This is a genomic window from Halomonas sp. WWR20 (assembly GCF_054602495.1).
Genome location: NZ_JBTRHR010000016.1, coordinates 17543 through 40840, shown reverse-complemented (window position 1 = coordinate 40840; position 23298 = coordinate 17543). Strand labels below are relative to the sequence as shown.

The following is a 23298-nucleotide window of genomic DNA, read 5'->3' as shown; positions in this document are numbered from 1 at the left end:
GCCGGGCTATGTCGACCGCTACATGAAGGGCGAGCTCAAGATCGACGAGTTCGTGACGCACGATCTGCCCTTCGAGAAGATCAACGAAGCCTTCGAGCTGCTGCATGAAGGCAAGAGCATCCGCTCTGTGCTGCACTACTGAGCATCATCGTCATTCGCGCTCGGGGCGGTCGATACCATCCCGAGCGATTCTCAAGGAGTCGAGCATGACCATGACCGAATCGCTGGAGCTGGTGTCCGCCACCAAGAGCTTCGGTGGCTGGCTCAAGCGCTACAAGCATCGCGCTCGGAGTCTCGATTGCGAGATGATCTTCGCCATCTATCTGCCGCCCCAGGCCGAGGAGGGCCGGGTGCCGCTGTTGTGGTGGCTGTCGGGACTGACCTGCAACGACGAGAACTTCATGCAGAAGGCTGGCGCCCAGCGGCTGGCGGCAGAGCTGGGCATTGCCATCGTGTGTCCCGATACCAGCCCGCGCGGTCTGGATCTGCCCGGTGAGCAAGACAGCTATGACTTCGGCTCCGGGGCGGGATTTTACGTCAACGCCAAGCGCGAGCCCTGGGCGCGACACTATCGCATGTACGACTACGTCAATGACGAGTTACCCTCGGTGGTGCGTCAGCACTTTCCGGTCAATGGTCGCGAAGCCATCAGCGGCCATTCCATGGGGGGGCATGGGGCCCTGGTAATGGCGCTGCGTCAACCGGGCCGCTTCGCGTCGGTGTCGGCATTTTCTCCTATCGTCAATCCCAGCGCGGTACCCTGGGGCGAAAAAGCCTTTAGCCACTATCTCGGCGACGATCAGGGCGACTGGCATCAGTACGACGCCTGCGAACTGGTCGCCCGAGGGGCCTCTCGTCAGGAGCTGTTCATCGATCAGGGCGAGGCCGATAACTTTCTCGACGAGCAGCTCAAGCCCGAGCGTCTCGAGGCGGCCTGCGAGAAGCGCGATCATCCACTGACGCTGCGTCGTCAGCCCGGCTACGATCACAGCTATTTCTTCATCGCCACCTTCATCGACGACCACTTGCGTTACCATGCCCGCCATCTAGGCGTGAGCTGAAACGTTTTCGATTCTGCTGGTTGATGTCGTCTCTCATGCCCCACCCTCGCGTGGGGCATGTTTCGTTACAGCGCGGTGTGGTACTGATGAAGACGCAAGCGTCATGACCGAGCGCGCTCCACGCGTCCGGCATTGTTATACTCTCGCATCGATCTTTGGCGAGACCACAAGGCAGGCGCATGACGCAGAGCTGGCCGCGCAGGATGCTGCGCATCGTATTTTTTGCTGTTCTCGGTTTTATCGGCGTTTCCGTGCTGCTGGTGGCCCTGTTTCGTGTGGTTCCGGTATTCGGCTCGATGGTCATGGTCGAACGCAAGATCGAATCCTGGATCTCCGGCGAGGCACTGGATATCCAGCAGCAGTGGACGCCTTGGCCGCGGCTATCCGACAACGCCAAGCTGGCGGTCATTGCCGCCGAGGACCAGCGCTTTCCCATGCATTCCGGGTTCGATCTGGTCCAGATGCGTCGGGCGCTGGATGCCTGGTTTCAGGGCGAGTCGTTGCGCGGCGCGAGTACCCTCAGCCAGCAGACCGCCAAGAACTTGTTTCTCTGGACCGGTCGCAACTGGCTGCGCAAGGGGCTCGAAGCCTGGTTCACGGTACTCATCGAGTTGCTATGGCCCAAGGAACGCATCCTCGAGGTCTATCTCAACATCGCCGAGTGGGACACGGGTGTGTTCGGACTCGAGGCCGCGGCGCAACACTATTTTGGCGTCTCGGCGACCCGCCTCAGCGAGGTCCAGGCCAGCCGCCTGGCGGCGATCCTGCCCAATCCACGCGCCTGGAGTGCCTCGCGGCCTTCCGCCTATATCGAACAACGCAGCGCCTGGATTCGCAAGCAGATGCGCAACCTGGGCGGAACGGCCTATCTGCAGCGTCTCTAGCCCAGCGATAACCGAACGGGTATGCCACGATCGCGTTATGCCCATTGGCGCCATACGGCCGGGCAGGGTAGGGTGAGCTCCTGTCAAGGACTCCACAGAATGGATACGCAAAAGGACGCTTCGCATGCCCGCGCTCAAGATCGCTATCGTCGGTTTCGGCAAGATCGCCAAGGATCAACACCTGCCCGCCTTGCAGCACAATCCTGATTATGAACTGGTGGCCGTCGCCAGTCGTAATGCAACGCTGGATGGCGTTGACAACTATCCTGATATCGAGACGCTGCTTGACGCAGTGCCCGAGCTGGATGCCGTGTCGCTGTGTACGCCTCCCCAGGTGCGCTACCAGCAGGCCCGGACCGCGTTGGCGCACGGTAAGCATGTCATGCTGGAAAAGCCGCCCGGGGCGACGCTGAGCGAGGTGGAGGATCTCAGCGCACTGGCCCGGCAAGCTCACCGGACGCTGTTCGCCACCTGGCATTCCCGACATGCTGCTGGCGTATCGCGTGCCAGACAGTGGCTGGCGGAGCGCGAGATTCACGGCGTGGACATTCAATGGAAGGAGGATGTGCGCCGTTGGCATCCGGGGCAGGCCTGGATCTGGCAGCCGGGTGGGCTGGGAGTCTTTGACCCCGGTATCAATGCCTTGTCGATCGCCACGGCGATTCTACCGCGTCCGTTCTTTCTCACCCAGGCCGAGCTTGAGTTTCCCAGCAACTGTCAGGCACCGATCGCCGCCCAACTGGACTTCAGTGATGCCTTGAAAACGCCGATTCACGCCGATTTCGACTTCCGCCAGACCGGGCCGCAAACCTGGGATATCCACGTGGAAACCGATGCCGGGCGCTTGACGCTATCCCAGGGCGGCAGCCGGATGATCATCGATGACGAGGTCGTGCACGACGGCGAGGATGCCGAATATGCCGGGCTGTACACCCGTTTTGCCGAACTGGTCGATGCGCAGCACTGCGAAGTCGATGTCGCGCCACTGCGCCATGTGGCCGATGCCTTCATGCTCGGGCGCCGGGTCGAGGCCGAGCCCTTCCACGAATGACGCGCGGTGTCACATGCCCGCACGGGCCGGATGACGGATGATGTCGCGCAGGGTCGACATCAGCACCCCGGCGCCGGGCGACAGACGCTGTTCTCGCAGGCTGACCAGCCCGTAGGGCTGAACGCTGAGCTTTTCGGTGAAGGGCAGGATGCGAAAACGTGGCGGCGAGCACAGCAGTTCCGCGACCTGCCGCGTGGTGACGGTGAGCGAGTCGGACTTGTCGACCAGCGCCAGCGACACCAGGATATCCGGCGTGTCGACGATCTGGCGCGGGGGATGCACGCCATGATGCAAGAACAGGTTGTCGACGCGTTGACGCATTAGCGCACCGGGCGGCTGTAACGACCAGGGGTAGGCCACCATGGCCTCCAGATCCAGCGAGGGTAGATCCGCGAGCGGATGCCCCTCGCGGCACACGAAGCAGATCTCCTCCTCACCGATCTCCTCGAACACGAAGCGCTCGGTCGGAAACCCTTCGGGAATCCGTGTGATCGCAAAATCGTACTCTCCCTCCATCAGGCGGGGAATCAGCATCTTGCTTACGTTGACATCGACACGCATCTTCAGTCCGGGATGTTCGCGATGCACACGCTCAATGGCACTGGTCAGCAGGGTCACCGCCGGTGCCATGACCGTCCCCACCGCCACCGTTCCCGCATTCCCCTCGCGCAGGGCGTTGAGTTCCTCGCCGGTATGGTGCAGTTCCGAGAGGATGCTGCGCGCATGGCGGACCATGATCTCGCCGTACCAATTGGGGGTCACGCCCCGCGGATGTCGATCGAATAGCGCCATGCCCAGTTGGCTCTCGAGGTCGCCGAGCAGCTTGGACGCGGCGGGTTGGCTCATCGAGAGGCACTCGGCGGCGCGATGCAGGTTACGCTGCTCGTCCAGCGCCAGAAACAGCTGCAGATGACGCAACTTTAGTCGTGCACGAAGAAACCACTCGGCAGGGAGAACGCCCATGTCATGCCTTCCTGTGAAGAATCGATAACCACCAATGCATGGCTCTTGGCAGAAAGCATTATTAGCCGGTTATTTACAGGCTGTCTAATATGATTCGGGACGTCTCCCTTTCTTGAAGCGCTAAAGCCAAGAAATGCTAAAAACAACGTGCTTCCCGAGCGGAAGCCAGGAGCTTGCCATGTCACCTAACGTTTCTCTCTCGCGTCTGGCGCTGGGCATTGGGCTGGCGGCCTTGATGCTGGAGGCAGCACAGGCCAATGACGATGCCGACACTCAACAGCGCGATACTAAACCCAGTGGCGCTGCGGGCGTCGAGCAGGCAACGTTCGGCACATTGCCCGATGGCCGCGAGGTCGAGGTCTATCGCATCGCTAACATCAACGGCATCGAGATGCGTGTGATCAACTACGGTGGCACCATCGTCTCGCTGCGTACCCCTGACATAGCGGGACAGTTCGACGACATCGTGCTGGGTTTCGATTCACTGGAAAAGTACCTCTCCGATACCTACCGGGACGCCAACCCCTATTTCGGGGCGCTGATCGGACGCTACGGCAACCGTATTGCCGGCGGGAAGTTCTCGCTCAATGGGCAGACCTACGAGCTGGCGACCAACGACGGCCCCAATCATCTGCATGGCGGAGAGCAGGGGTTCGACAAGGTATTGTGGCAGGCCGAGCCGTTCGAGAACGACCAGGGGCGGGGTGTGGTGCTGACCTATACCAGCGCCGACGGTGAGGAGGGCTATCCGGGCAAGCTAAAGACGCAGGTAACGTACACCTTGACCGATGCCGACGAGTTGGACATTCAGTATCGTGCCACGACGACTCAGGCCACGCCGGTCAACCTGACTCAGCACAGCTATTTCAATCTTGAAGGCGAAGGCAGCGGTAGCATTCTCGATCACTATTTGATCATCAACGCCGAGGCCTTTACGCCGGTCGACGAGACGCTGATTCCGACCGGCGAGATTCGTCCGGTGGCCGGTACGCCTTTCGACTTCACCCAGCCGACCCCGATCGGCGAGCGAATCGAGCAGGACAATCAGCAACTGACATACGGCAAGGGCTACGATCACAACTTCGTGCTCGCCCGCGAATCGAGCGCCGATGACTCCCTGGTGCTAGCCGCTCGGGTATGGGAGCCCGATAGCGGGCGCCTGCTGGAAGTCTCGACGACCGAGCCGGGACTGCAGTTCTACTCGGGTAATTTCCTGACCGGCGATCTGACCGGCAAGCGTGGAAAGCCTTACCGGCACCGCTCCGGCTTCGCGCTGGAAACCCAGCACTTTCCCGACTCGCCCAATCAGGAAAATTTTCCCTCGACCATCCTCGAGCCGGGCGATACCTACCATTCGCGCACGGTCTACGCCTTCTCTGCCCAGGCATCGCTTGGTGACGAACAATAACTCCCGACTGCTCCATGACATTGCGTGCCGGCCGCCAACCTGGTGTCGGCGGCCGCACTGGTCATACCAGCTGGCCAACTTTAGTCGCAGCGTTGAGAGTGCATCACGATCCACAACGCCCATTGCTGCGGGATTCGCCATAACCCGATAACAAATTGATTATCGAGACTTGGATAAAAAGGGATTTGTCGGTTATTTCCAATCTGCTCTATCGTAATGCGCATCCACCCCGTACCACCGCATGGTCGTCGAATAACAACAATGCCCTGATGGGCATAAGGAGAATTCCGATGTCTTTTATTCCCACGCTCACTCGCCTGGCGCTGGGTGCCGGCTTGGCATTAGGCACGTTGGGGATTGCGCAGGCCGCCGAGGACGAGGTGAAAATCGGCTTCATCGTCAAGAAGCCCGAGCAGGCCTGGTTCATCAATGAGCAACAGGCGGCGACCGAGCTTGGCGAAGACAAGGGCTTCGAAGTGGTCCGCCTGGCCGGCGAGGATGGCCAGCAGGTGCTCAGCGCCATCGATAACCTCAATTCCCAGGGCGCGCAAGGCTTTGTCATCTGCCCGCCTGACGTGCGCCTGGGGCCGGCGATCATGAATCGCGCCAAGCAGTATGGCATGAAGGTGGTCACCGTCGACGATCAGTTCGTCGGCAGCGATGGCGAGCCGCTGGCCGATGTGCCTCATCTGGGCATGTCGGGCTACAAGATCGGTCAGCAGGTCGGCAACGCGATTGCCGAGGAGATGCAGGCGCGCGGCTGGGATCCGGACGAGGTCGCCGCACTGCGCATCACCAACAATGAATTGCCCACCGCCAAGGAGCGCACCGACGGCGCCACCGACGCGCTGCTCGAGGCCGGCTTCAAGCAAGCCAATATCTTCGATGCGCCCCAGCAGAACACCGATACCAGCAGCGCCTTTGCCGCAGCATCTCCGGTACTCTCCAAGAATGGTGATTTCGAACACTGGGTAATCTATGCGCTCAACGAGGAGAGCGTACTGGGCGGCGTGCGCGCCAGCGAACAGTACGGTCTTTCCCCGGAGCAGGTGATCGGTGTCGGCATCAACGGCTCCGGTGCGGCGTTTGCCGAGTTCTCACGCGAAATCCCCACCGGCTTCTACGGCACCGTGGCGGTCAGTTCGACCCAGCATGGCCGGCAGACGGCGGACAACCTCTACACCTGGATCACCGAAGACGAGAAGCCGCCGGCCAATACCGAAACCACCGGAACCCTGATGACTCGGAACAACTGGCAGCAGGTTCGCGCAGACCTCGGGCTTTAACCCGCACAAGACATACTGGACGCCCATGCATGGCGTGGGCGCGTTTCTTCGCGAGTCGTTTTCGGAGTCGGATCATGGCCGAACCTTATCTGCGTTTCGACGGTATTACCGTCGAGTTTCCCGGCGTGCGCGCGCTCGACGGCGTCAGCTTTGGCGCCAAAGCCGGCGAAGTGCATGCCCTGATGGGCGAGAACGGCGCCGGAAAATCGACGTTGCTCAAGGTCCTCAGCGGGGTCAACAAGGTCACTGCCGGCGCGCTGTGGATCGATGGCCAGCGACACGTTTTCGCCAACGCTCGCGAGGCCTTGGCCCAAGGCATCGCCATCATCTATCAGGAGCTGACCCTGTCGCCCAACCTGTCGGTGGCCGAGAACCTGCTGCTCGGGCAATTGCCCGAGCGTCGGGGATTCATCGACCGCCGTACGCTTCACGACCGGGCTGTCAAGGTACTGCGTGACTTGGGTGAGGAGGACATTCACCCCGCCACCAAGGTGCGCGAGCTGTCGATTGGTCAGCAGCAGATGATCGAGATCGGTCGTGCGCTGCTGCGCGATGCGCGGATCATCGCCTTCGACGAGCCCACAAGCAGTCTCTCCGTGCAGGAGACCCGTCATCTCAAGCGTATCGTTGCGAGGCTGCGCGACGAGGGGCGGGTAGTGCTCTACGTCACCCATCGCATGGAAGAGGTCTTCGACATGTGCGATGCCGTGACCATCTTTCGCGACGGCCAGCATGTGCGGACACATACGTCTCTCGAGCATCTCGACCACGACACGCTGGTCAGCGAGATGGTCGGCCGTGAAATCGAGGACGTCTACGGTTACCGCACGCGTCAGCATGGCGACACCCTGGTCGAGGTCGAAGGGGTGATCGGGCGCGGCGTTCACGCACCCGTGAGCTTCTCCGTCCGGCGTGGCGAGGTGTTCGGCCTGTTCGGTCTGGTCGGTGCCGGGCGCAGCGAGCTGATGCGGCTGGTCTGCGGCGTAGAGCGGGCCCACGAGGGCGTGGTGCGTTTCGACGGCAACGCTCGACGTTTCGCCAGCCCGGGTGAGGCGATACGTGCCGGCATCGCCATGTGTCCGGAGGATCGCAAGTCGCAGGGCATCTTCCCGGTGGCCAGCGTCGCCGACAATCTCAATATCAGTTGCCGGCGCTTCTTCAAGCGCTGGGGCATGTTCCGCAGCCCGGCACGCGAAGCGGCCAACGCCAACGACTATATCCGCCAGCTGAGCATCAAGACGCCGGATGCGAGAACGCGTATCAGCACACTCTCCGGCGGCAATCAGCAGAAGGTGATCCTGGCGCGCTGGTTATCCGAAGAGATCGAGCTGTTCGTGATGGATGAGCCGACGCGCGGCATCGACGTGGGAGCGCGACGCGACATCTATTCCCTGCTCTACGATCTGGCCGAGCAGGGCAAGAGCGTAGTGGTGATCTCCAGCGACCTGGCCGAGGTCAGTTCGATCTGCGATCGCATCGGCGTGATGCGCGACGGTGAGCTGGTCGAGATCGTACCGCGAGACGAGGCGACGCCTGAGCGCCTGCTGGGGCTGGCGCTACCCGCCTGATATCGACTATGGAGAATTCGTCATGACCACGCAAAAACTCACCAAAGGCGCCGCAGATTCCCCCAATGCCGACTCCGCGGGGCGTCGCGGCATGCCCAAGGCACTGCGTACGCTGCTCGACACCTCGGGCCTGATCGCCATCTTCATCCTGCTGTTCATCGGCCTGTCGGTGTTGGTTCCCGACTTCCTGACCGGGCGCAACATCGTCGGTCTGCTGCTGTCGGTGACGCTCATCGGCACCATCGCCACCACCATGATGATGGTGCTGGCGCTGGGCGAGGTCGACCTTTCCGTGGCCTCGATCGTCGCCTTCGCCGGGGTGGTCGCGGCAGTGATCACTTCGACCTCGGGCAGTGTGATCATCGGGGTGCTCGGCGGCGTGGCCGCCGGCGGGGCGGTGGGGGCCTTCAACGGTTTCGTGGTGGCGCGCTTCGGTATCAACTCGTTGATCGCCACCCTGGCGGCGATGGAGTTCGTCCGCGGGCTGGCCTACATCACCTCCGGTGGCGATGCGGTGATGATTACCGTGCCGGGCTTCTTCGACCTGGGCAGTGCCTCCTTCCTGGGCCTGACCCTGCCGGTATGGACGATGATCGTGTGCTTCGTGATCTTCGGCGTGCTGCTCAACATGACTGCCTTCGGCCGCAATGTGCTGGCCACTGGCGGTAACGCCGAGGCGGCGAGCCTGGCCGGCGTCAACGTGCGCCGGCTCAAGATTACCGTGTTCGCGCTGCAGGGCGTGGTCGCCGGCATCGCCGGGGTGTTGCTTACCTCGCGCATGGGCCTGGGCGATCCCAACACCTCGCAGGGGTTGGAACTCGCCGTCATCTCGGCGTGTGTGCTGGGCGGAGTGTCGTTGTCCGGCGGGGTGGCCTCGATCACCGGCGTGCTGGTCGGGGTGCTGATCATGGGCTGCGTACAGAACGCCATGGGACTGCTCAACGTGCCGACCTTCTATCAGTATCTGGTGCGTGGGGCGATTCTGCTGCTGGCGGTGATGTTCGATCGCTGGAAGCAGACACGCAGAGCAAAAGCTTGATCTCGCGTTTCACCAAGTTGGCGTAACGATCACCGGGCAGGGCACCATACCGCTATACGGTGTCCGTCAGTACCGCTTCCGCCAGCCCCAGAGGGTCCTCCTCTAACCCGTCCAGTTGACCGTCGAGCAACAGTTGGGCCAGGCCGTGTACCAGAGCCCAGGCCCGCAGCGCGGTGCGGTTCACGCGTGTCGGATCCGGCGCTGCCTCGGGCCAGCTGCGGGCGACCGCCTCGCGTAGCGTCTCGAAGGCCGTCTGCGAGGCTTCGCGCAGTTCGTCCTCGCGCCGTTGCGACGGGATCACGCTGAACATCAGACGGAACAATGCCGGGTTGTCGTGGGCGAAGCGAATATAGCTACGTCCCCCGGCGAGCAGAGTTTCGCCGTCTCCGGCCTGCGCGTCGGCCTGACGCTGGGCGGCGCTCAAACGCCGGAACCCCTCCGAGGCCAGCGCCTGCATTAAGGCGTCCTTGTTGGCAAAGTGCCGGTAGCTGGCGTTGGCGGTGACACCTACCCGGCGAGCCAGCTCGCGCAGACTGAAGCCGCCGTCGCCACTCTTTGCCAGCAGTTCCAGACCCTCCTCGACCAGGGCACGGCGCAAGTCGCCATGATGATAGCGATTCACGGGACCGTCTGGGGTTGATGTTGACACTGTATACATCCTCTCCTAATCTTATGTTCACAGCATACACATAAGTCCGATGCGGGCCCAGCCCGCCGGGGAGAAGGCCATGATGGCGGTCTGGATTCACCTGGTAGCGGCGCTCTGGGCGCTGACGTTCGGTGCCGTACAGCTGCTATCGGCGAAAGGGTCAAGGCAACACCGCTGGCTGGGTTGGTCCTGGATGCTGGCGATGGTGATAACGGCGGTGTCCTCGTTCTGGCTGCATGGCGATCTAGCCATACTCGGGCCCTTCAGTGTGATTCATCTGCTCTCCCTCTGGATACTGGCCTGCGTGGTGATATCACTGCTGGCGGTACGCCGCCGGCGCTTGAATGTCCATCGCAAATTTATGATTGGCGCCTACCTGGGACTGCTGGGTGCCGGTCTGGGCACCCTGGCTCCGGGGCGTCTGATCAGCGGCTGGCTGTTCGGCGCTTGATTTGCCACGGGCTGAGGCGGGGGGCTTCGCCCATCTAGGGGGTAATCATCCGGGGGCCTTCCCTTGGACTGCCGTCAATATCGTTGCGCTTCAATACGAGTGTGCTCGAAGCTTTCCTGCTTGGATTCAACCCATAAATGCAGTTCCTGCGGTTTTTGCAAAACAAAGTAAAACGGGGCGGGCCAAAGGCCCGCCCCGTTTTACCGATTACTCGCGTTTTTTAGGCTTATTCGGGTAGCGCGTAGACGGCGATCTGATCGCCGACCTGATCCTTGAGGATCGTATTGCCGCCCGCGACGAAGGCGACATATTCGCGGCCCTTGTACTCGTAGACCGAGGGGTTTGCCACGGCCGGAGCTTCGGCCTGATCGGACCACAGTTCTTCGCCGGTCTCGAGCGAGTAGGCGCGGAGCTTGGCATCCATCGAAGCGCCAATGAAGATGACCCCGCCGGCCGTGACTGCCGGACCGCCGATGGTGGGCGAGCCCCAGCTTTCGGGCATGAAGAAGCCATACTGCTGCGAAGCGCCTACCGGGCGGCGCCACTTCACATCGCCGGTGTGCATGTCGATTGCAACGATCTCACCGAAAGGCGGTTCCCAGCACGGCATGCCGAGCCAGTTACGTGCCACCATCAGTTGCATGCCGTAGGGCGCGCCGGTCTGGGGCGCATAGCCACTTTCATTGCCGGCCTCCTTGTCAGCCTTTTCATAAGCCTCACGGTCGTAAAGCTTGACGTACTGCACGATGTGCGAGGTATTGACGATGGCCGTCTGACTCTCCGGATCAAAGGCCACGCCTCCCCACTGTACGCCGCCGGAGCTGTCGGGATAGGTCAGCGCACCCGCGCCCTTTGTGGTGGGAGGCGTGTACATGCCGCGATATTCGAGCTGGTCCCAGAGGCGCGAGCACTGGCCGAAGCCCACGGCATCGGCTAAGTTCCAGATTTCCGGCTTTTCGGACTGGTCGAGCAGTGGGGCGGGTTTGGTCGGGAAGGGCTGCGTCGGCGCGTAGACTTCGCCCTCGACGGAACCATCTCCCTGCGGTACCGGGCGTTCCTCGATCGGCCAGACATCCTCGCCGGTCAGACGGTTGACCACAAACAGGAAGCCCTGTTTGGTGGCCTGCACCAGTGCGGGAATCTGCTTGCCATCCACCGTGATGTCCATCAGCGTCGGCGCAGAGTTGATATCGTAGTCCCAGATATCGTGATGCACCCACTGTCGCGACCAGACCACCTCGCCGGTATCGATGTCGAGCGCCGTGGTCGAGGTCGCCAGCGGCGCCTCTTCGGTGCGATTGCCGCCCCAGTAGTTCGGCGATGGCGACGACACCGGCAGGTAGACCAGGCCATGCTCTCTATCGGCCGACATGTGTGTCCACACGTTGGCGGTACCGCTCTTCTGACGCAACTCCTCGGGAAGCGCGTGGAAGGTCCATTCACGTTCGCCGGTCCGTGCGTTGATCGACCAGACGGTTCCGGGCGGGGCCTGCTCGTACGCCCAGTCCATGCCGGCCCAGCCGAGAATCAGATGATCGCCGACCACGGTCGGTGGCTGCAGCAGCGATAGCGGCCACTTGTCGTGGGTATCGTTCCACTGATTGGCATTCAGCACGCCATTATCGGCAAAGCCCTTGCACAGCTCGCCGCTGTCGGCATCCAGTGCATAAAGCTTCGCATCGACCGTGCCCATATAGACGATCTTCTGGCAGGACTCGCCAGCGACCGGATTATCCGCTTCCCAGTAGGAAACGCCGCGGTTCTTCAATACCGGCTGCGTCAGTGCCTTCTTCGGCGCTTGGGTATCGAAGCTCCATTTCTCCTCGCCGGTGCCGGGATCGATCGCGATCAACCGATAGAAGGGCGTGCCTACGTAAATCGTGTCGTTGGCAAAGATCGGTGTCGCGGACCAGACGGTGGCCGGTGTATCGCCGCTACCATCGGATATGTCGCCGGTGTGGAATTCCCAGACCTTTTCCAGCTTGCCGACGTTGTCGGCAGTGATCTGTTTGAGCGGGCTGTACTTCTGCGCGTTGAGTTGACCGTGGAAGCTATCCCAGGTCGGTTTAGCGGGCACGAGCGGGATCGGTGCGCGGGCGGCATCGCCTGACGCAGTATCGGCCTGCTGCTCGGCAGGCCCGTTCTGGGCGGCCGGCTGATCCTGTGCCAGCAGCGGCGTGGGTGTGATGAACAGCGCGAGTGCCGCGGCCGTGCCGAAGCGTTGCGCGGTGGATAGCAATGTTGCCATGGAGCGGCTCCTCATGAGTGGGCGGGGCGGTGGGCTTTAGGGGAGCGGATCATGTCCAGAATCAGTCCGACAAGACCTATGGCCATGGCAACACAAAACCACCACTGATGCAGAAGGAGTCCTGCGAAGCCGGCGCCGACGAGTGCCAGCAGGATCAGAACGCGTAGCGCGTTGCGAGCGCCACGGCCTTTCAGCGCCGGCAGGACAAGCGACAGGATGGCCAGCGCGATGCTGACCAGAATGATGGCCAGCGCCCCGAGAGTGCCGGTGACGCCGGTCAGTGGAGTGAAGTAGGCATAAACAGCAACGGCAAGCCCCGCGAGCGAGGCCAACAGCAGCAGAATGGCGCCCGGTCTGGACGAAAGGGAGAGTGGCATATCGTTTCTGTCTCCTTGTGAAACGATGGGTGGAAACATTGGAAGTTCGTTCCGGTGTTTACCTTGCTATTCGTCTGAAACAGCGAGCTTTATATTAGCATGAAGCAGAATTAGTGACTGGATAGCACTATAAATCTTCATCAGGGCGTAGAGCCTTGGTCAGGCAAGTCACATTGAGCTCTCGCCGCGCTATTCTGTACCGATCGATTCGATGAGGAGGCGATATGCCGATTACCTTGGAAAATACCTCGCTGCGCCTGGTCGTCGCGCCTGAGGTCGGAGGCGCGGTGGTGCGCTTCGATTCACTGGGAAAAAACGGGCCGGAGCCGATCTTCCGTCCGGGCAGCCACGATGAACGCGACCCCAACCGGCTGGGGCTATATCCATTGCTGCCCTGGGTCAACCGCATCGGGACGGGCGGCTTCGTCTGGCAGGGCGAGCACTACAGGCTGGCGGCCAACCAGCCCGGAGAACCGCTGCCCCTGCATGGCGACGGCTGGCAGCAGACATGGCGCGTCAGACAACAGAATAGCTCGCAGGTCAGTCTCGAACTGGAGTCGAGTCATCAGCCGCCGTTTCTCTATCACGCCTCGCTGGTCTACCGCATCGTCGGCGCGGTGCTGACCGTCGAACTGGCGGTGACGCATCAGGGGGACCTGCCGGCGCCTTACGGTATGGGGCTGCATCCCTGGCTGCCCCGCACCCCGGACGTCGAGGTCGAGGCGCCGGCACAAGGCGTCTGGGAAATGGATGCGCAGCAGTTGCCCGCGCACTGGCATTCCGTCGAGGAACGCCCCGAATGGGATTTCCGTCAGGCAAGAACGCTACCGGATGGGGTCATCGATAATCCTTTCACCGGTTGGAATGGTCATGCCCGCTTAGCCTGGCCATCTCGGGGGATGACGCTGTACATCGATTCCGACCCGCCCTGTCCGCGCTACCAAGTGTTCTCGCCGGGCCGTGAGGCCGACATTTTTTGCTTTGAGCCCGTCACGCATGATGTCAATGCCCACCATCTCGAAGCGCCGTTGGAGCATGGCCTGATCGAGTTGGCCCGGGGGCAGACGCTACGCGCGCGCTACCGTTTTCAAGTCACGCGCAACGTTGCCTGATCGGCTGACGGTGAGTGTCGGTAAGGGCGTATGGCGTCCTGTGTCATTTTTGTATCGAGACCTTGAGTTGCGTGGCGGGGGCATGCATCTCGATTAGGCTAAGCAGGCGTAAGTGACAACAGGCACGCCGTCAAGGAGAGAGCATGTCCACGATTCTTGGAAAGCAGTACATCGGTGGCACACGGCTGGCCGAGGGCGGCCACACCATGCTGTTCAGCATCGACGCCGCCACGGGCGAGGCGTTCGACCAGCCTTTTCACGAAGCCACGCCACAGGAAGTGACAGCCGCCGCGCGCGCCGCAGCCGATGCCTTCCCCGCCTATCGCGCTCTGGCGCCGGAAACGCGTGCCGGTTTTCTCGAGGCCATCGCCGATGAAATCGATGCCTTGGGCGATGATGTGATTGCCGAGGTCAAGCGCGAAACGGCGCTACCGGACGGGCGACTGACCGGTGAGCGTTCGCGGACTAGCAATCAGATGCGTCTGTTCGCCAAGGTCCTGCGGCGTGGCGACTGTCTCGGGGCACGTATCGATCGCGCCAATCCAGAACTCAAGCCGCCGCGTCCGGATCTGCGGCAGATGAAAATCGGTCTCGGCCCGGTGGCCGTGTTCGGCGCCAGCAATTTTCCCTTCGCCTTTTCGGTGGCGGGAGGCGACACCGCCTCGGCGCTGGCGGCAGGATGCCCAGTGGTGGTCAAGGCGCATCCCGGCCATCTGATCACCTCGGAATTGATCGCCAACGCGATCAGTCGCGCGGTGGAGAAAACCGGCATGCCCAGCGGTGTGTTCAACATGATCTACGGCGATAAGGTCGGCGCCCAACTGGTCCAGGAACCGGTGATCAAGGCGGTGGGCTTCACCGGCTCGCAGCGCGGCGGCCGGGCGCTGTTCGATCTGGCCCAGGCGCGTCCCGAGCCCATTCCGGTGTTCGCCGAGATGTCGAGCATCAACCCGGTGTTCGTCCTCGACACGGCGTTGGAACAGCGTGGCGACGAGATCGCGCAAGGGCTAGCCAGCTCGGTAGCCTTGGGGTGCGGTCAGTTCTGTACCAATCCGGGCCTGATCATTGGACAGCGCTCTCCGGAGATGAGCCGTTTCGTCGAACAGCTGGGCGAGGCGATGCGTCAACAGCCGGGGCAGCACATGCTCAATGCCGGGTTGCGCGACAATTACCGTGAAGGTATCGAGCGCTTCGAGGGGCTCGGCGGCATGCAGGAAGTGGCGCGCGGTGAGGCCGACGAACACCAGGTCGAGGCGCGATTGTTCAAGGCGGACAAGGCGCTGTTGTGGTCCGAAGGGACACCGCTGCTCGAAGAAGTGTTTGGTCCGGTCACCGTGGTGGTCGAGGTGGATGGACCTGAAGAGATGGTCGCCGCGGCGCGACGCCTCGATGGCCAGTTGACCGCGACGCTGGCAGCCGAGCCGGTCGATCTCGAACGTCAAGGCGGGCTCATGGCGATTCTCGAGGACAAGGTCGGGCGGCTGCTGTTCAACGGCTACCCCACCGGCGTGGATGTCGGCGATGCCATGGTACATGGCGGACCTTATCCGGCGACCACCGATGCACGCGGCACCTCGGTGGGCACGCTGGCCATCGAACGCTATCTGCGTCCGGTGTGCTATCAGAACCTGCCGGATGCGTTCCTGCCCGAAGCGCTCAAGAACGCCAATCCGTTGGGAATCCTGCGGCTGGTGGACGGCGAATATACACGCGAAACCGTTTAGGCGCCTTTCGCGTCGATGACATGAAAAAGGCCACCGGGATTGCCCGGTGGCCTTTTCTCGTGCCGATTCGAGGAACTTAACCGCTCATCGCCTGAGGCAGATAGAGCACGATGCCGGGGAACAGATGCATCAGTACAATGGCGACGATCATCAACAGGAAAAACGGCAGTGTCGCACGGGTGATGGTCAGAATGTCCTTGCCGGTCATGCCCTGGATGACGAACAGATTGAAGCCCACCGGAGGAGTGATCTGCGACATCTCGACCACGATGACCAGATAGATGCCGAACCAGATCAGATCGAAACCTGCAGCGTCGATCAGCGGCATGACGATCGATGTCACCAGCAGGATCAGCGAGATCCCATCGAGAAAGCAGCCCAGCACCAGCAGGAACAGCGTCAACACCACCAGCAGGGCGGTCGGTGACAATCCCATCTCGGCGATGCTCGTGGCCAGTTGCATGGGCAACTGGGTGAAACTCATCGCCGAGGACAGCAACGAGGCGCCGGCGATGATGAAGGCGATCATGCACGACGTGCGCAGCGCGGCAAATAGCGAGTCGAGAAAGATCGCCTTGTCGAAGTGACCGTTCCAGCGGGCAATCAGTATCGACAGCACCACGCCCACGGCGGCAGCCTCGGTGGGCGAGGCCAGCCCACCGTAGATGCTGCCGAGGATGCCGCCGATCAGCACCAGCAGCGGAATCAGCTGGGCGCTGTTGCGCAGTTTTTCCAACAGTGGCTGGTGCGGTTCCTCATGGCCTGCACTTCCACGGGGCTGGCCGATCCACAGCGACCAGCCGATCAGGTAGGCCATGAAAAGCCCCAACAGCAGTAGACCGGGCAGCACGCCGGCAATGAACAATTGCGAGATCGACTGCTCGGTGACCACGCCGTAGACGATCATCATGATCGACGGTGGAATCAATAGCCCTAGCGTCGAGGCACTGGCCAGCGTGCCGATGGCCATTCCACTGTCATAACCACGCCGCTCCAGTTCGGGCAGGGTCATCTTGCCCACCGTGGCGCAGGTCGCCGCCGAGGAGCCGCACACGGCGGCGAACAGGCCGCTGCCGATGATGTTCGAATGTAGCAGGCGACCCGGCAGGCGATTGAGCCAGGGCGCCAGGGCACGGAACATATTGTCGGCCAGACCGGAGCGGAACAGCACCTCACCCATCCATACGAACATCGGCAGGGCAGTCAGATCCCAGCCATAGCTGGCGCCCCAGAAATCGGAGGCGAGGATCGGGCCAGGCTCAAAGCTGCTGAAAAAGCTCAGGACGATCCAGCCGGTGCCAAGCAGGGCGAAGGCGATCCACACGCCACCGCCGAGCAGTAGGGCGAGGGCGAGAATCGTGGCGAGACTGAGGGTCAGCATAGGACGTTTCCACACTCTTTGGCAGGCATCATTCGCCCCCCTCCTGCGACTCGGGAGCCACGTAGCGGGAGGGAGCCGTCAGGGCGGCAGTCAGCGTGGCGACCAGCGTTTCGAGCAATGCCAGGCACATCAGCGCAATGCCAACGACCAGAACTGTCTGCGGAATCCATAGCGGAATCGCCAGCAGCCCGGAGGAGACGTCACCGTAATCAAGGCTTTCGCGGATCAGTCCGACCAGTTCCCAGGCCAACAGTACGCTCAGCGCCAGCGCGATCAGTAGGCAGGCGGCCTCGACCCACACACGCATGACCGCCGGTAACCGCGAGATGAGCAGCGTCACACGAATATGGGCATGGTGCGTGAAGGTGTAGGCCAAACTCAGGAAGGTCGCACCCACCAGTAGGTAAGCGGCGAGTTCGGCAACCCCCGGGATCTCGATGCCTAGCCGCGCGGCACCGACCAGCACCAATAGGGCGTCCAGACAGCGCAAGAGTACCTGCAGGGTGACCATGAGGCAGATAGCCAACATGCAGATAGCGGCACCCCAGGCACCGAGGCGATAGAGTCTGTCGAATCTGAAGGTCATGTCGGTCACTCACAAACGGTGAGGACGCCGCCCAGCACCGGAAATGCTGGGCGGGCGAGGGTGGTTTATTGCGCGGCCTGGCGTTCGCGGTAGCGCTCGACCAGCTCATGGGCCTGCTCACCGGCACGGCTTTGCCAATCCTGGAAGAGCTGATCGCCGGCGGCCTTAAGATCGGCGGCCAGCGCCTCGTTGGGTGTCGAGAGGGTGATGCCGTGAGCTTTCAGTGCCTCGGCACTCTGGGCACTGTCCTCGCGGCTCATCTGCCAGCCGCGGCGCTCGGCCTTGGCGGCGGCATCGAGCACGGCCTGCTGGTTGCTTTCATCAAGGCGGTCAAAGGCCCGCTGGTTGACGAACACGATATTCTTGGGCAACCACAGTTTGGCATCGCTGTAATGGGAGACGTAATCCCACGCCGACATGGAGTTGCCGGTGGATACCGAGGTGATCATGGCATCGACCCGGCCGGTGCTGAAGGCGGTCGGAATATCGGCCTCCTCGGTTGCGGTCGGTGTACCGCCGAGGTTTTCAACGAAGCGTTGTGTGTTGATATTGGGCGCACGCACGCGCAGCCCCTCGAACTGGGACGCATCGGTAAGCTCGAAATCGGTATAGATCCCCTGGGCCGGCCACGCGACGGCGTATAGTGGCATCAATCCCTGTTCGGCGAACATCTGGGTGATTATCGGCTTGGAGGCCTGCCACAGGTCATAAGCGTCCGCGTAACTGCCGGCCAGGCCGGGCAGGGTGTCGACTTCGTAGATTGGCGACTCGTTGGAGAGGATGGAGAGAAATACCTCACCGGCCTGGACGGTACCGCGCCGCACGGAAGGCTTGATTTCGGGGTGGGCGATCAACGACCCGCCGCTATGCACGGTGATGGTTAGGTCGCCATCGGTGGCGGCGGCGACATCCTCGGCAAACTGCTTGGTGTTTTGGGTGTGGAAACTGGCATCGCCGTAAGGTGTGGCGAGATTCCATTGGGCGGCCAGCGCGCTGGTGGCAAAGGCCAGGGAGCCCAATGTCGCCAGCCAGACAAGAGAATGGGGAGTGCGCATATCAACGTTTCCTCGTTGTTATTGAAGCTTGGGAATTGAAATCATTCTTCAAGCGGCGGCGTGTCGGGTCAAATCGTTAATTTTGATGTCAAGTATCGGCTCAGCCTTTCATTGCGAAAGGTAATGAAAGTCTCTCGTTAATCGCGCGCGTAATCCGCCGCGCACTGCTTGCCGAGGCGCGCCACGCTGGCGCAAAAGCTCGGGTAGTTGGCACTGCGCCAGATAGCCTCGTAGATCATCGGGGGCAGCGGCTCTTCCAAGGGCAGACGCTCCAGTTCGCCGTTCTCCATTGCGTCGCGTACCGTGGCGACCGGCAACACGCCGATGCCCAGGCCCTCGATGCTCATACGCATGATGGTCATCAGCGTGCTCGAACAGTGGATCTTGGGCGCCTCGACACGGCGCGCCGCCAGATAGGTCACCAGTTCGCTGTAGGGGCGCGCCTGCTTGCTGAAGGAGATGAACGCCGCCTGGGCAAACGCCTCGCGGCCACCCCTTCGCAGCCGAGCGGCCAGCGCCGGGGCGGCGAACATACCCATCTCATAGGTACACAGCGGCGTTTGTACGGCGCAGAGCCCCGCTGCGACACCGTCCATGGCGAAGAGCATGTCGAGATCGTTATCGGCGAGACGTTGATGGAGAAACGGCGAGATATCCACCATCAGCTCGATGGTCAACTGCGGGTAACGCTCGGCGAGGCGGCGCATGAACGTGGGAAACCAACTGCTGGCGATGGTCTCGATGACGCCCAGGCGCAGGGTGCCGGAGAAGGATTCCTCGTCCTGGAACAGGCGCATCGCTTCCTCGCGTCCATTCAACAGACGCTCGGCGTGGGCGAAGAACTCGCGCCCGCGTAGGGTGGGCTGCACGGGGCGCGCCGAGCGCTCGAGCAGCGACTCGCCGACGCTGGTTTCCAGACGCGTGAGGCGGTCGGAGATCGACGGCTGGGTGATGTGCAGCCTAGCGGCGCCCTTGCGGAACGAGCCCAGCCGCACGACCCAGACGAACGCCTCGAGTTCCTTGAAATCGAACATGTATCGTGTCCTGCTTTACACGCGTAGAGGCGAACCGGACCCACGTCTCTCCGGCGAACGCAGGCGGTTGCGGCCTGGCTCAGGCCTTCTTGAACAGTTGGGTCTCGCGGTCCTTGAAGGCCTTGAACTCCAGTGCATTGCCGGAAGGGTCATAGAAGAACATGGTGGCCTGCTCGCCCGGCTCGCCCTTGAAGCGGATGTAGGGCTCGATCTCGAATTCGACGCCGTGGTCACGCAGCTTGTCGGCCAGCGCTTGCCAGGCGTCCGTTTCCAGCACCACGCCAAAATGCGGTACCGGTACGCCGTGGCCGTCGACCGGGTTCTTGTGGCTGGCCACCCCTTCGCTTTTCAGCGCTGGATTCAAATGACAAACGAACTGGTGTCCGTAAAGGTTGAAATCGACCCAGGAGTCGGAAGAGCGGCCTTCGGGGCAGCCCAGGAAATCGCCGTAAAAGCGGCGAGCCTCGTCGATGTCACGGACCTGGATGGCGAGATGGAACGGATCGCTGACAGCCATGGAGAGCATCCTCGCTAGGTGGCGTTGTCGAACATTGAAGTGTCCGAGAATGGAAAGCGCTTCCAGTACACGGGGAAGTCGAGAAGCTTGATTCTTCAACTCGTCGAGGCCTGGCGTCAACTCGTTTCGTCAACGCCACGCATGAAAGTCTGCGCCGATATTGCGCATCGCGAAAAACGATTGGACCCGTTCGTATGGCTTTCCCTAGAGTGGCATTCAGCCATAACAATGACAGAGGTGAACGTCATGTGCCTTCCCCTTCTCAACTGCGACATGGGCGAAAGCTTCGGTAACTGGCGAACAGGGCTCGACGAGGAGGTCATGCCCTACGTCGACTGTGCCAATATCGCCTGCGGCTTTCATGCCTCCGACCCTGGCATCATGCGCCGTACGGTCGCTCTGGCGGTGAAAAATGAGGTGCGTATCGGCGCGCATCCCGCCTATCCGGACCTGCAGGGGTTCGGGCGGCGTTCGATGGCATGCTCGCCGAGTGAAGTCGAGGATATGATGCTCTATCAAATCGGCGCGCTGGAGGGCATCTGTCGCGCCGAAGGTGCGCGTGTCAGCTACGTCAAGCCGCATGGTGCGCTCTACAACGACATGGCGCGCGACTCCGAACTGCTGCGTGCCGCAATGCAGGCGGTGATTCGCTACGACCGTTCGCTGCCGCTGTTGGTCATGGCCACCGCCGATCCGGCGCCGATGCGCGCCCTGGCCGCAGAGATGGGCGTGACGCTGTGGTTCGAAACCTTTGCCGACCGCGCCTACGATGCCCAGGGCCATCTGGTCTCGCGGCGCCTGACGGGGGCCGTGCATCATGACCGCGAAGCGATCGTTGCCCAGGCGGTGACCCTGGCCAAGGGCGAGGCGTTGACGGCCAATGACGGCAGTACGCTCTCGCTGCCCGCCGACACGCTCTGCGTGCATGGTGACAATGCCGAGTCGGTGGCCGCCGTGCGTGCCATTCGCGAGGCGTTCCAGGCTCTGGAGCAGGCATGAAGAGGCCTCTGACACCACGGCTGGAAACGGTGGGCATGGATAGCCTCATCGTGCGTCTGTTCGAGAGCATCGACGAAGCCAACATGCCGTGGGTGTTGGCCGCCGATCAGGCACTGCGCGACACTTTCGATGACACGCTGATCGACCTCGTGCCCTCCTATACCACACTGCTGGTGCACTACGACATCCGGCGTCTGGGCCTTGAGGAGGCGCGCAGACTCGTGCGCGAGGCCCTCGAAGGCTTAGTGCCCGTCGCCGGGAGTGGCGGGCAGCGCCATGTGATTCCGGTGTGGTACGACGAGAGAGTGGGACCGGAGTTGCCGCGTATCGCCGCGCGGTTGGGAACAGACGTCGAGGAACTCATCGCCCGCCACTGCGGACGTGATTACAGCGTCTTCGCGCTGGGCTTCGCGCCCGGTTACGCCTTCATGGGGCTGGTCGAGGAGGATCTGGCCACGCCGCGCCTGAAGACGCCGCGTCAGAAGGTCGCGCCAGGCAGCGTGGGCATCGCCGATCGTCAGACGGCGATCTACCCGTCGCGTTCGCCCGGCGGCTGGAATATCCTCGGACGCACGCCGGTGGCGCTGTTCGACCGCAATCGTGACGGCTATAGCCTGTTCCGTCCTGGCGATAAGGTGCGTTTCGAGGCCATCTCCCGCGAGGGGTTCATCGCCCAGGGTGGTGATCCCACGCCGTTGGAGGAAAGGGGATGAACGCAGTGCGAATGAAAGAAACGTCACCGAATGCTCTGGTTGTCGAGCGTGCCGGCCCGCTGGCGCTGGTTCAGGATGGCGGCCGTTTCGGTGTACGCCATCTGGGCGTGACTCAAGGCGGCGCCGCAGACTGGGTCTCGCTGGGCTGGGCCAACTGGTTGCTGGGTAACGCACCTGCCGCGCCCGGGCTCGAGATCGCCGTGGGTGGGTTGATACTGCGTGCCGAGTCGACAACGACGCTGGCGCTGGCCGGTGCCGACTTGGGCGCCACGTTGGCGGGCGAACCGCTGGCAGCAGGGCAATGCTTCGAGATCCGGGCCGGCCAGCGTCTCGCCTTCGCCAGTCCTCGAGTCGGCTTGCGAGCCTATCTGGCCTTTCCCGGAGGACTCGACGCCACGCCGGTACTCGGCAGCGTCTCGAGCGTGATGCGCGAAGGCCTCGGGGGGCTGGAGGGTGAAGGCGGTTCGCTCGCCGACGGTGATCGGTTGGTCTGGTCGGGAAGCGGCGACGCTCAGCGTACCCTGCCGATGCCGTTACCCGACATGCCGGGGGGACCGGATGAACCGGTGACACTTGAACTCGTGGCTGGCGCTCAGATCGCCGAGTTCACTGGCGCCAGCCTGTTCGCTGCCTTCAATAGCGCTTGGCAGGTCGACAGCCGTGCCGACCGCATGGGCGTGCGCCTGACCGGCCCGGCTCTGCAGCGTACCGGCCAAGGGATGGTTTCCGAGGGCATTCCGCTCGGCGCCGTCCAGGTGCCTGCCGACGGTCAGCCCATCATATTGCTCAATGATCGCCAGACGATCGGCGGCTATCCGCGTCTGGGAGCGTTGACCCCACTCGCCTGCGCCCGCCTGGCACAATGCCTGCCGGGAACAACGATTCGCCTGCAGCCGGTGACAGCGGGGCAGGCGCGCGAAACGTATCTGAAACAACTGGCAGTGTGGCAGGCATAAGCCTGCCACTGGCCGGGTCCTGTCCGTCTGAATCATCGACTAACTGCTGTTTTCCTACCTTTCCATTCAAGCTCACCCATGGCGCCTGGTGCCGGCTCGACGGCTCACGTGTAATGACGCCAACAATGAGGTGGAAGATATTGTCGTCTCGCTTTGAAAATAAATTTCCATAAAAGGAAATTTATTTGTATTGGTGGGGCGAACCTTCTAGAGTGAACATCATCGATCCACTGCTG

At 62.2% G+C, this 23298-nt stretch carries 22 protein-coding genes and 1 pseudogene; 14 read left to right on the top strand and 9 right to left on the bottom strand.

Annotated elements, in window-relative coordinates; translation table 11 throughout:
* The 4 genes and pseudogenes from ACW4DH_RS18675 to ACW4DH_RS18660 form a co-directional block, all read left to right on the top strand.
* A pseudogene (locus tag ACW4DH_RS18675) lies at positions 1-142 on the top strand (S-(hydroxymethyl)glutathione dehydrogenase); the annotation flags it as partial.
* A 64-nt stretch (positions 143-206) separates the two neighbouring features.
* Positions 207-1061: an S-formylglutathione hydrolase gene (gene fghA, locus ACW4DH_RS18670; protein ID WP_459637912.1), complete on the top strand. Its 855-nt coding sequence runs from the start codon at positions 207-209 to the stop codon at positions 1059-1061.
* Positions 1062-1240: 179 nt separating this feature from the next.
* Positions 1241-1945 (top strand): monofunctional biosynthetic peptidoglycan transglycosylase, encoded by a 705-nt coding sequence (gene mtgA / locus ACW4DH_RS18665; RefSeq protein WP_459637911.1) that lies wholly within the window; start codon positions 1241-1243, stop codon positions 1943-1945.
* Positions 1946-2069: 124 nt separating this feature from the next.
* Positions 2070-2996 carry a Gfo/Idh/MocA family protein gene (locus tag ACW4DH_RS18660; protein WP_459637910.1) on the top strand — a complete coding sequence of 309 codons (927 nt, stop codon included), beginning with the start codon at positions 2070-2072 and terminating at the stop codon, positions 2994-2996.
* Positions 2997-3005: 9 nt separating this feature from the next.
* Here the strand turns inward: ACW4DH_RS18660 and ACW4DH_RS18655 are convergent, their stop codons facing one another.
* A complete protein-coding gene (locus ACW4DH_RS18655) occupies positions 3006-3959 on the bottom strand; it encodes a LysR substrate-binding domain-containing protein (protein WP_459637909.1) in 954 nt (317 codons plus the stop codon).
* A gap of 178 nt (positions 3960-4137) precedes the next feature.
* On the opposite strand from ACW4DH_RS18655, the gene ACW4DH_RS18650 reads away from it, so the two are divergent.
* The 4 genes from ACW4DH_RS18650 (at position 4138) to araH (ending at position 9260) form a co-directional block, all read left to right on the top strand.
* The gene (locus ACW4DH_RS18650; protein WP_459637908.1) at positions 4138-5367 is read left to right on the top strand and encodes an aldose epimerase family protein; all 1230 of its coding nucleotides are present in this window, start codon (positions 4138-4140) and stop codon (positions 5365-5367) included.
* A gap of 290 nt (positions 5368-5657) precedes the next feature.
* Positions 5658-6653 carry an arabinose ABC transporter substrate-binding protein gene (locus ACW4DH_RS18645; protein ID WP_459637907.1) on the top strand — a complete coding sequence of 332 codons (996 nt, stop codon included), beginning with the start codon at positions 5658-5660 and terminating at the stop codon, positions 6651-6653.
* A 74-nt stretch (positions 6654-6727) separates the two neighbouring features.
* A complete protein-coding gene (gene araG, locus ACW4DH_RS18640) occupies positions 6728-8221 on the top strand; it encodes an L-arabinose ABC transporter ATP-binding protein AraG (RefSeq protein ID WP_459637906.1) in 1494 nt (497 codons plus the stop codon).
* Positions 8222-8243: 22 nt separating this feature from the next.
* Entirely contained in the window at positions 8244-9260 is a 1017-nt protein-coding gene (gene araH / locus ACW4DH_RS18635) for an L-arabinose ABC transporter permease AraH (protein ID WP_459637905.1), read from the top strand.
* Positions 9261-9312: 52 nt separating this feature from the next.
* Here araH and ACW4DH_RS18630 read toward each other — a convergent pair whose 3' ends face one another.
* Entirely contained in the window at positions 9313-9909 is a 597-nt protein-coding gene (locus tag ACW4DH_RS18630; protein WP_459637904.1) for a TetR/AcrR family transcriptional regulator, read from the bottom strand.
* Between the two features lie 79 nt (positions 9910-9988).
* On the opposite strand from ACW4DH_RS18630, the gene ACW4DH_RS18625 reads away from it, so the two are divergent.
* On the top strand, positions 9989-10360 hold the full coding sequence (locus ACW4DH_RS18625) for a DUF2306 domain-containing protein (protein WP_459637903.1): 372 nt from the start codon (positions 9989-9991) through the stop codon (positions 10358-10360).
* Positions 10361-10586: 226 nt separating this feature from the next.
* Here ACW4DH_RS18625 and ACW4DH_RS18620 read toward each other — a convergent pair whose 3' ends face one another.
* Positions 10587-12608 carry a pyrroloquinoline quinone-dependent dehydrogenase gene (locus tag ACW4DH_RS18620; protein WP_459637902.1) on the bottom strand — a complete coding sequence of 674 codons (2022 nt, stop codon included), beginning with the start codon at positions 12606-12608 and terminating at the stop codon, positions 10587-10589.
* 11 nt (positions 12609-12619) lie between these two features.
* On the bottom strand, positions 12620-12985 hold the full coding sequence (locus tag ACW4DH_RS18615) for a hypothetical protein (protein ID WP_459637901.1): 366 nt from the start codon (positions 12983-12985) through the stop codon (positions 12620-12622).
* A gap of 224 nt (positions 12986-13209) precedes the next feature.
* Between ACW4DH_RS18615 and ACW4DH_RS18610 the strand changes: the two genes are divergently transcribed.
* Positions 13210-14097, top strand: a complete 888-nt coding sequence (locus ACW4DH_RS18610) for an aldose 1-epimerase (RefSeq protein ID WP_459637900.1) — start codon at positions 13210-13212, stop codon at positions 14095-14097.
* A gap of 143 nt (positions 14098-14240) precedes the next feature.
* Positions 14241-15821 carry an aldehyde dehydrogenase (NADP(+)) gene (locus ACW4DH_RS18605; RefSeq protein WP_459637899.1) on the top strand — a complete coding sequence of 527 codons (1581 nt, stop codon included), beginning with the start codon at positions 14241-14243 and terminating at the stop codon, positions 15819-15821.
* 76 nt (positions 15822-15897) lie between these two features.
* On the opposite strand, the gene ACW4DH_RS18600 is transcribed toward ACW4DH_RS18605, so the two are convergent.
* From ACW4DH_RS18600 to ACW4DH_RS18580, 5 genes are all read right to left on the bottom strand, one after another.
* Positions 15898-17202 (bottom strand): TRAP transporter large permease, encoded by a 1305-nt coding sequence (locus ACW4DH_RS18600; protein ID WP_459637898.1) that lies wholly within the window; start codon positions 17200-17202, stop codon positions 15898-15900.
* A gap of 28 nt (positions 17203-17230) precedes the next feature.
* Positions 17231-17788, bottom strand: a complete 558-nt coding sequence (locus ACW4DH_RS18595) for a TRAP transporter small permease (RefSeq protein WP_459637897.1) — start codon at positions 17786-17788, stop codon at positions 17231-17233.
* Positions 17789-17853: 65 nt separating this feature from the next.
* Positions 17854-18843: a TRAP transporter substrate-binding protein gene (locus ACW4DH_RS18590; RefSeq protein ID WP_459637896.1), complete on the bottom strand. Its 990-nt coding sequence runs from the start codon at positions 18841-18843 to the stop codon at positions 17854-17856.
* Between the two features lie 137 nt (positions 18844-18980).
* Positions 18981-19877, bottom strand: coding sequence for a LysR family transcriptional regulator (locus ACW4DH_RS18585; protein WP_459637895.1), 897 nt, complete (start codon positions 19875-19877; stop codon positions 18981-18983).
* A gap of 79 nt (positions 19878-19956) precedes the next feature.
* Positions 19957-20394, bottom strand: coding sequence for a VOC family protein (locus tag ACW4DH_RS18580; RefSeq protein ID WP_459637894.1), 438 nt, complete (start codon positions 20392-20394; stop codon positions 19957-19959).
* 246 nt (positions 20395-20640) lie between these two features.
* Here ACW4DH_RS18580 and ACW4DH_RS18575 point away from each other — a divergent pair, with 246 nt between their 5' ends.
* Genes ACW4DH_RS18575 through ACW4DH_RS18565 form a run of 3 tightly spaced genes read left to right on the top strand, consistent with a single transcriptional unit; the run spans position 20641 to position 23062 of the window.
* Positions 20641-21393 carry a 5-oxoprolinase subunit PxpA gene (locus ACW4DH_RS18575; protein WP_459637893.1) on the top strand — a complete coding sequence of 251 codons (753 nt, stop codon included), beginning with the start codon at positions 20641-20643 and terminating at the stop codon, positions 21391-21393.
* Entirely contained in the window at positions 21390-22106 is a 717-nt protein-coding gene (locus tag ACW4DH_RS18570; RefSeq protein WP_459637892.1) for a 5-oxoprolinase subunit B family protein, read from the top strand. The genes ACW4DH_RS18575 and ACW4DH_RS18570 overlap by 4 nt, the downstream gene beginning before the upstream one ends.
* Positions 22103-23062 (top strand): 5-oxoprolinase subunit C family protein, encoded by a 960-nt coding sequence (locus ACW4DH_RS18565; protein ID WP_459637891.1) that lies wholly within the window; start codon positions 22103-22105, stop codon positions 23060-23062. Before ACW4DH_RS18570 ends, ACW4DH_RS18565 begins: the two co-directional genes overlap by 4 nt.
* Positions 23063-23298 lie beyond the last annotated feature (236 nt).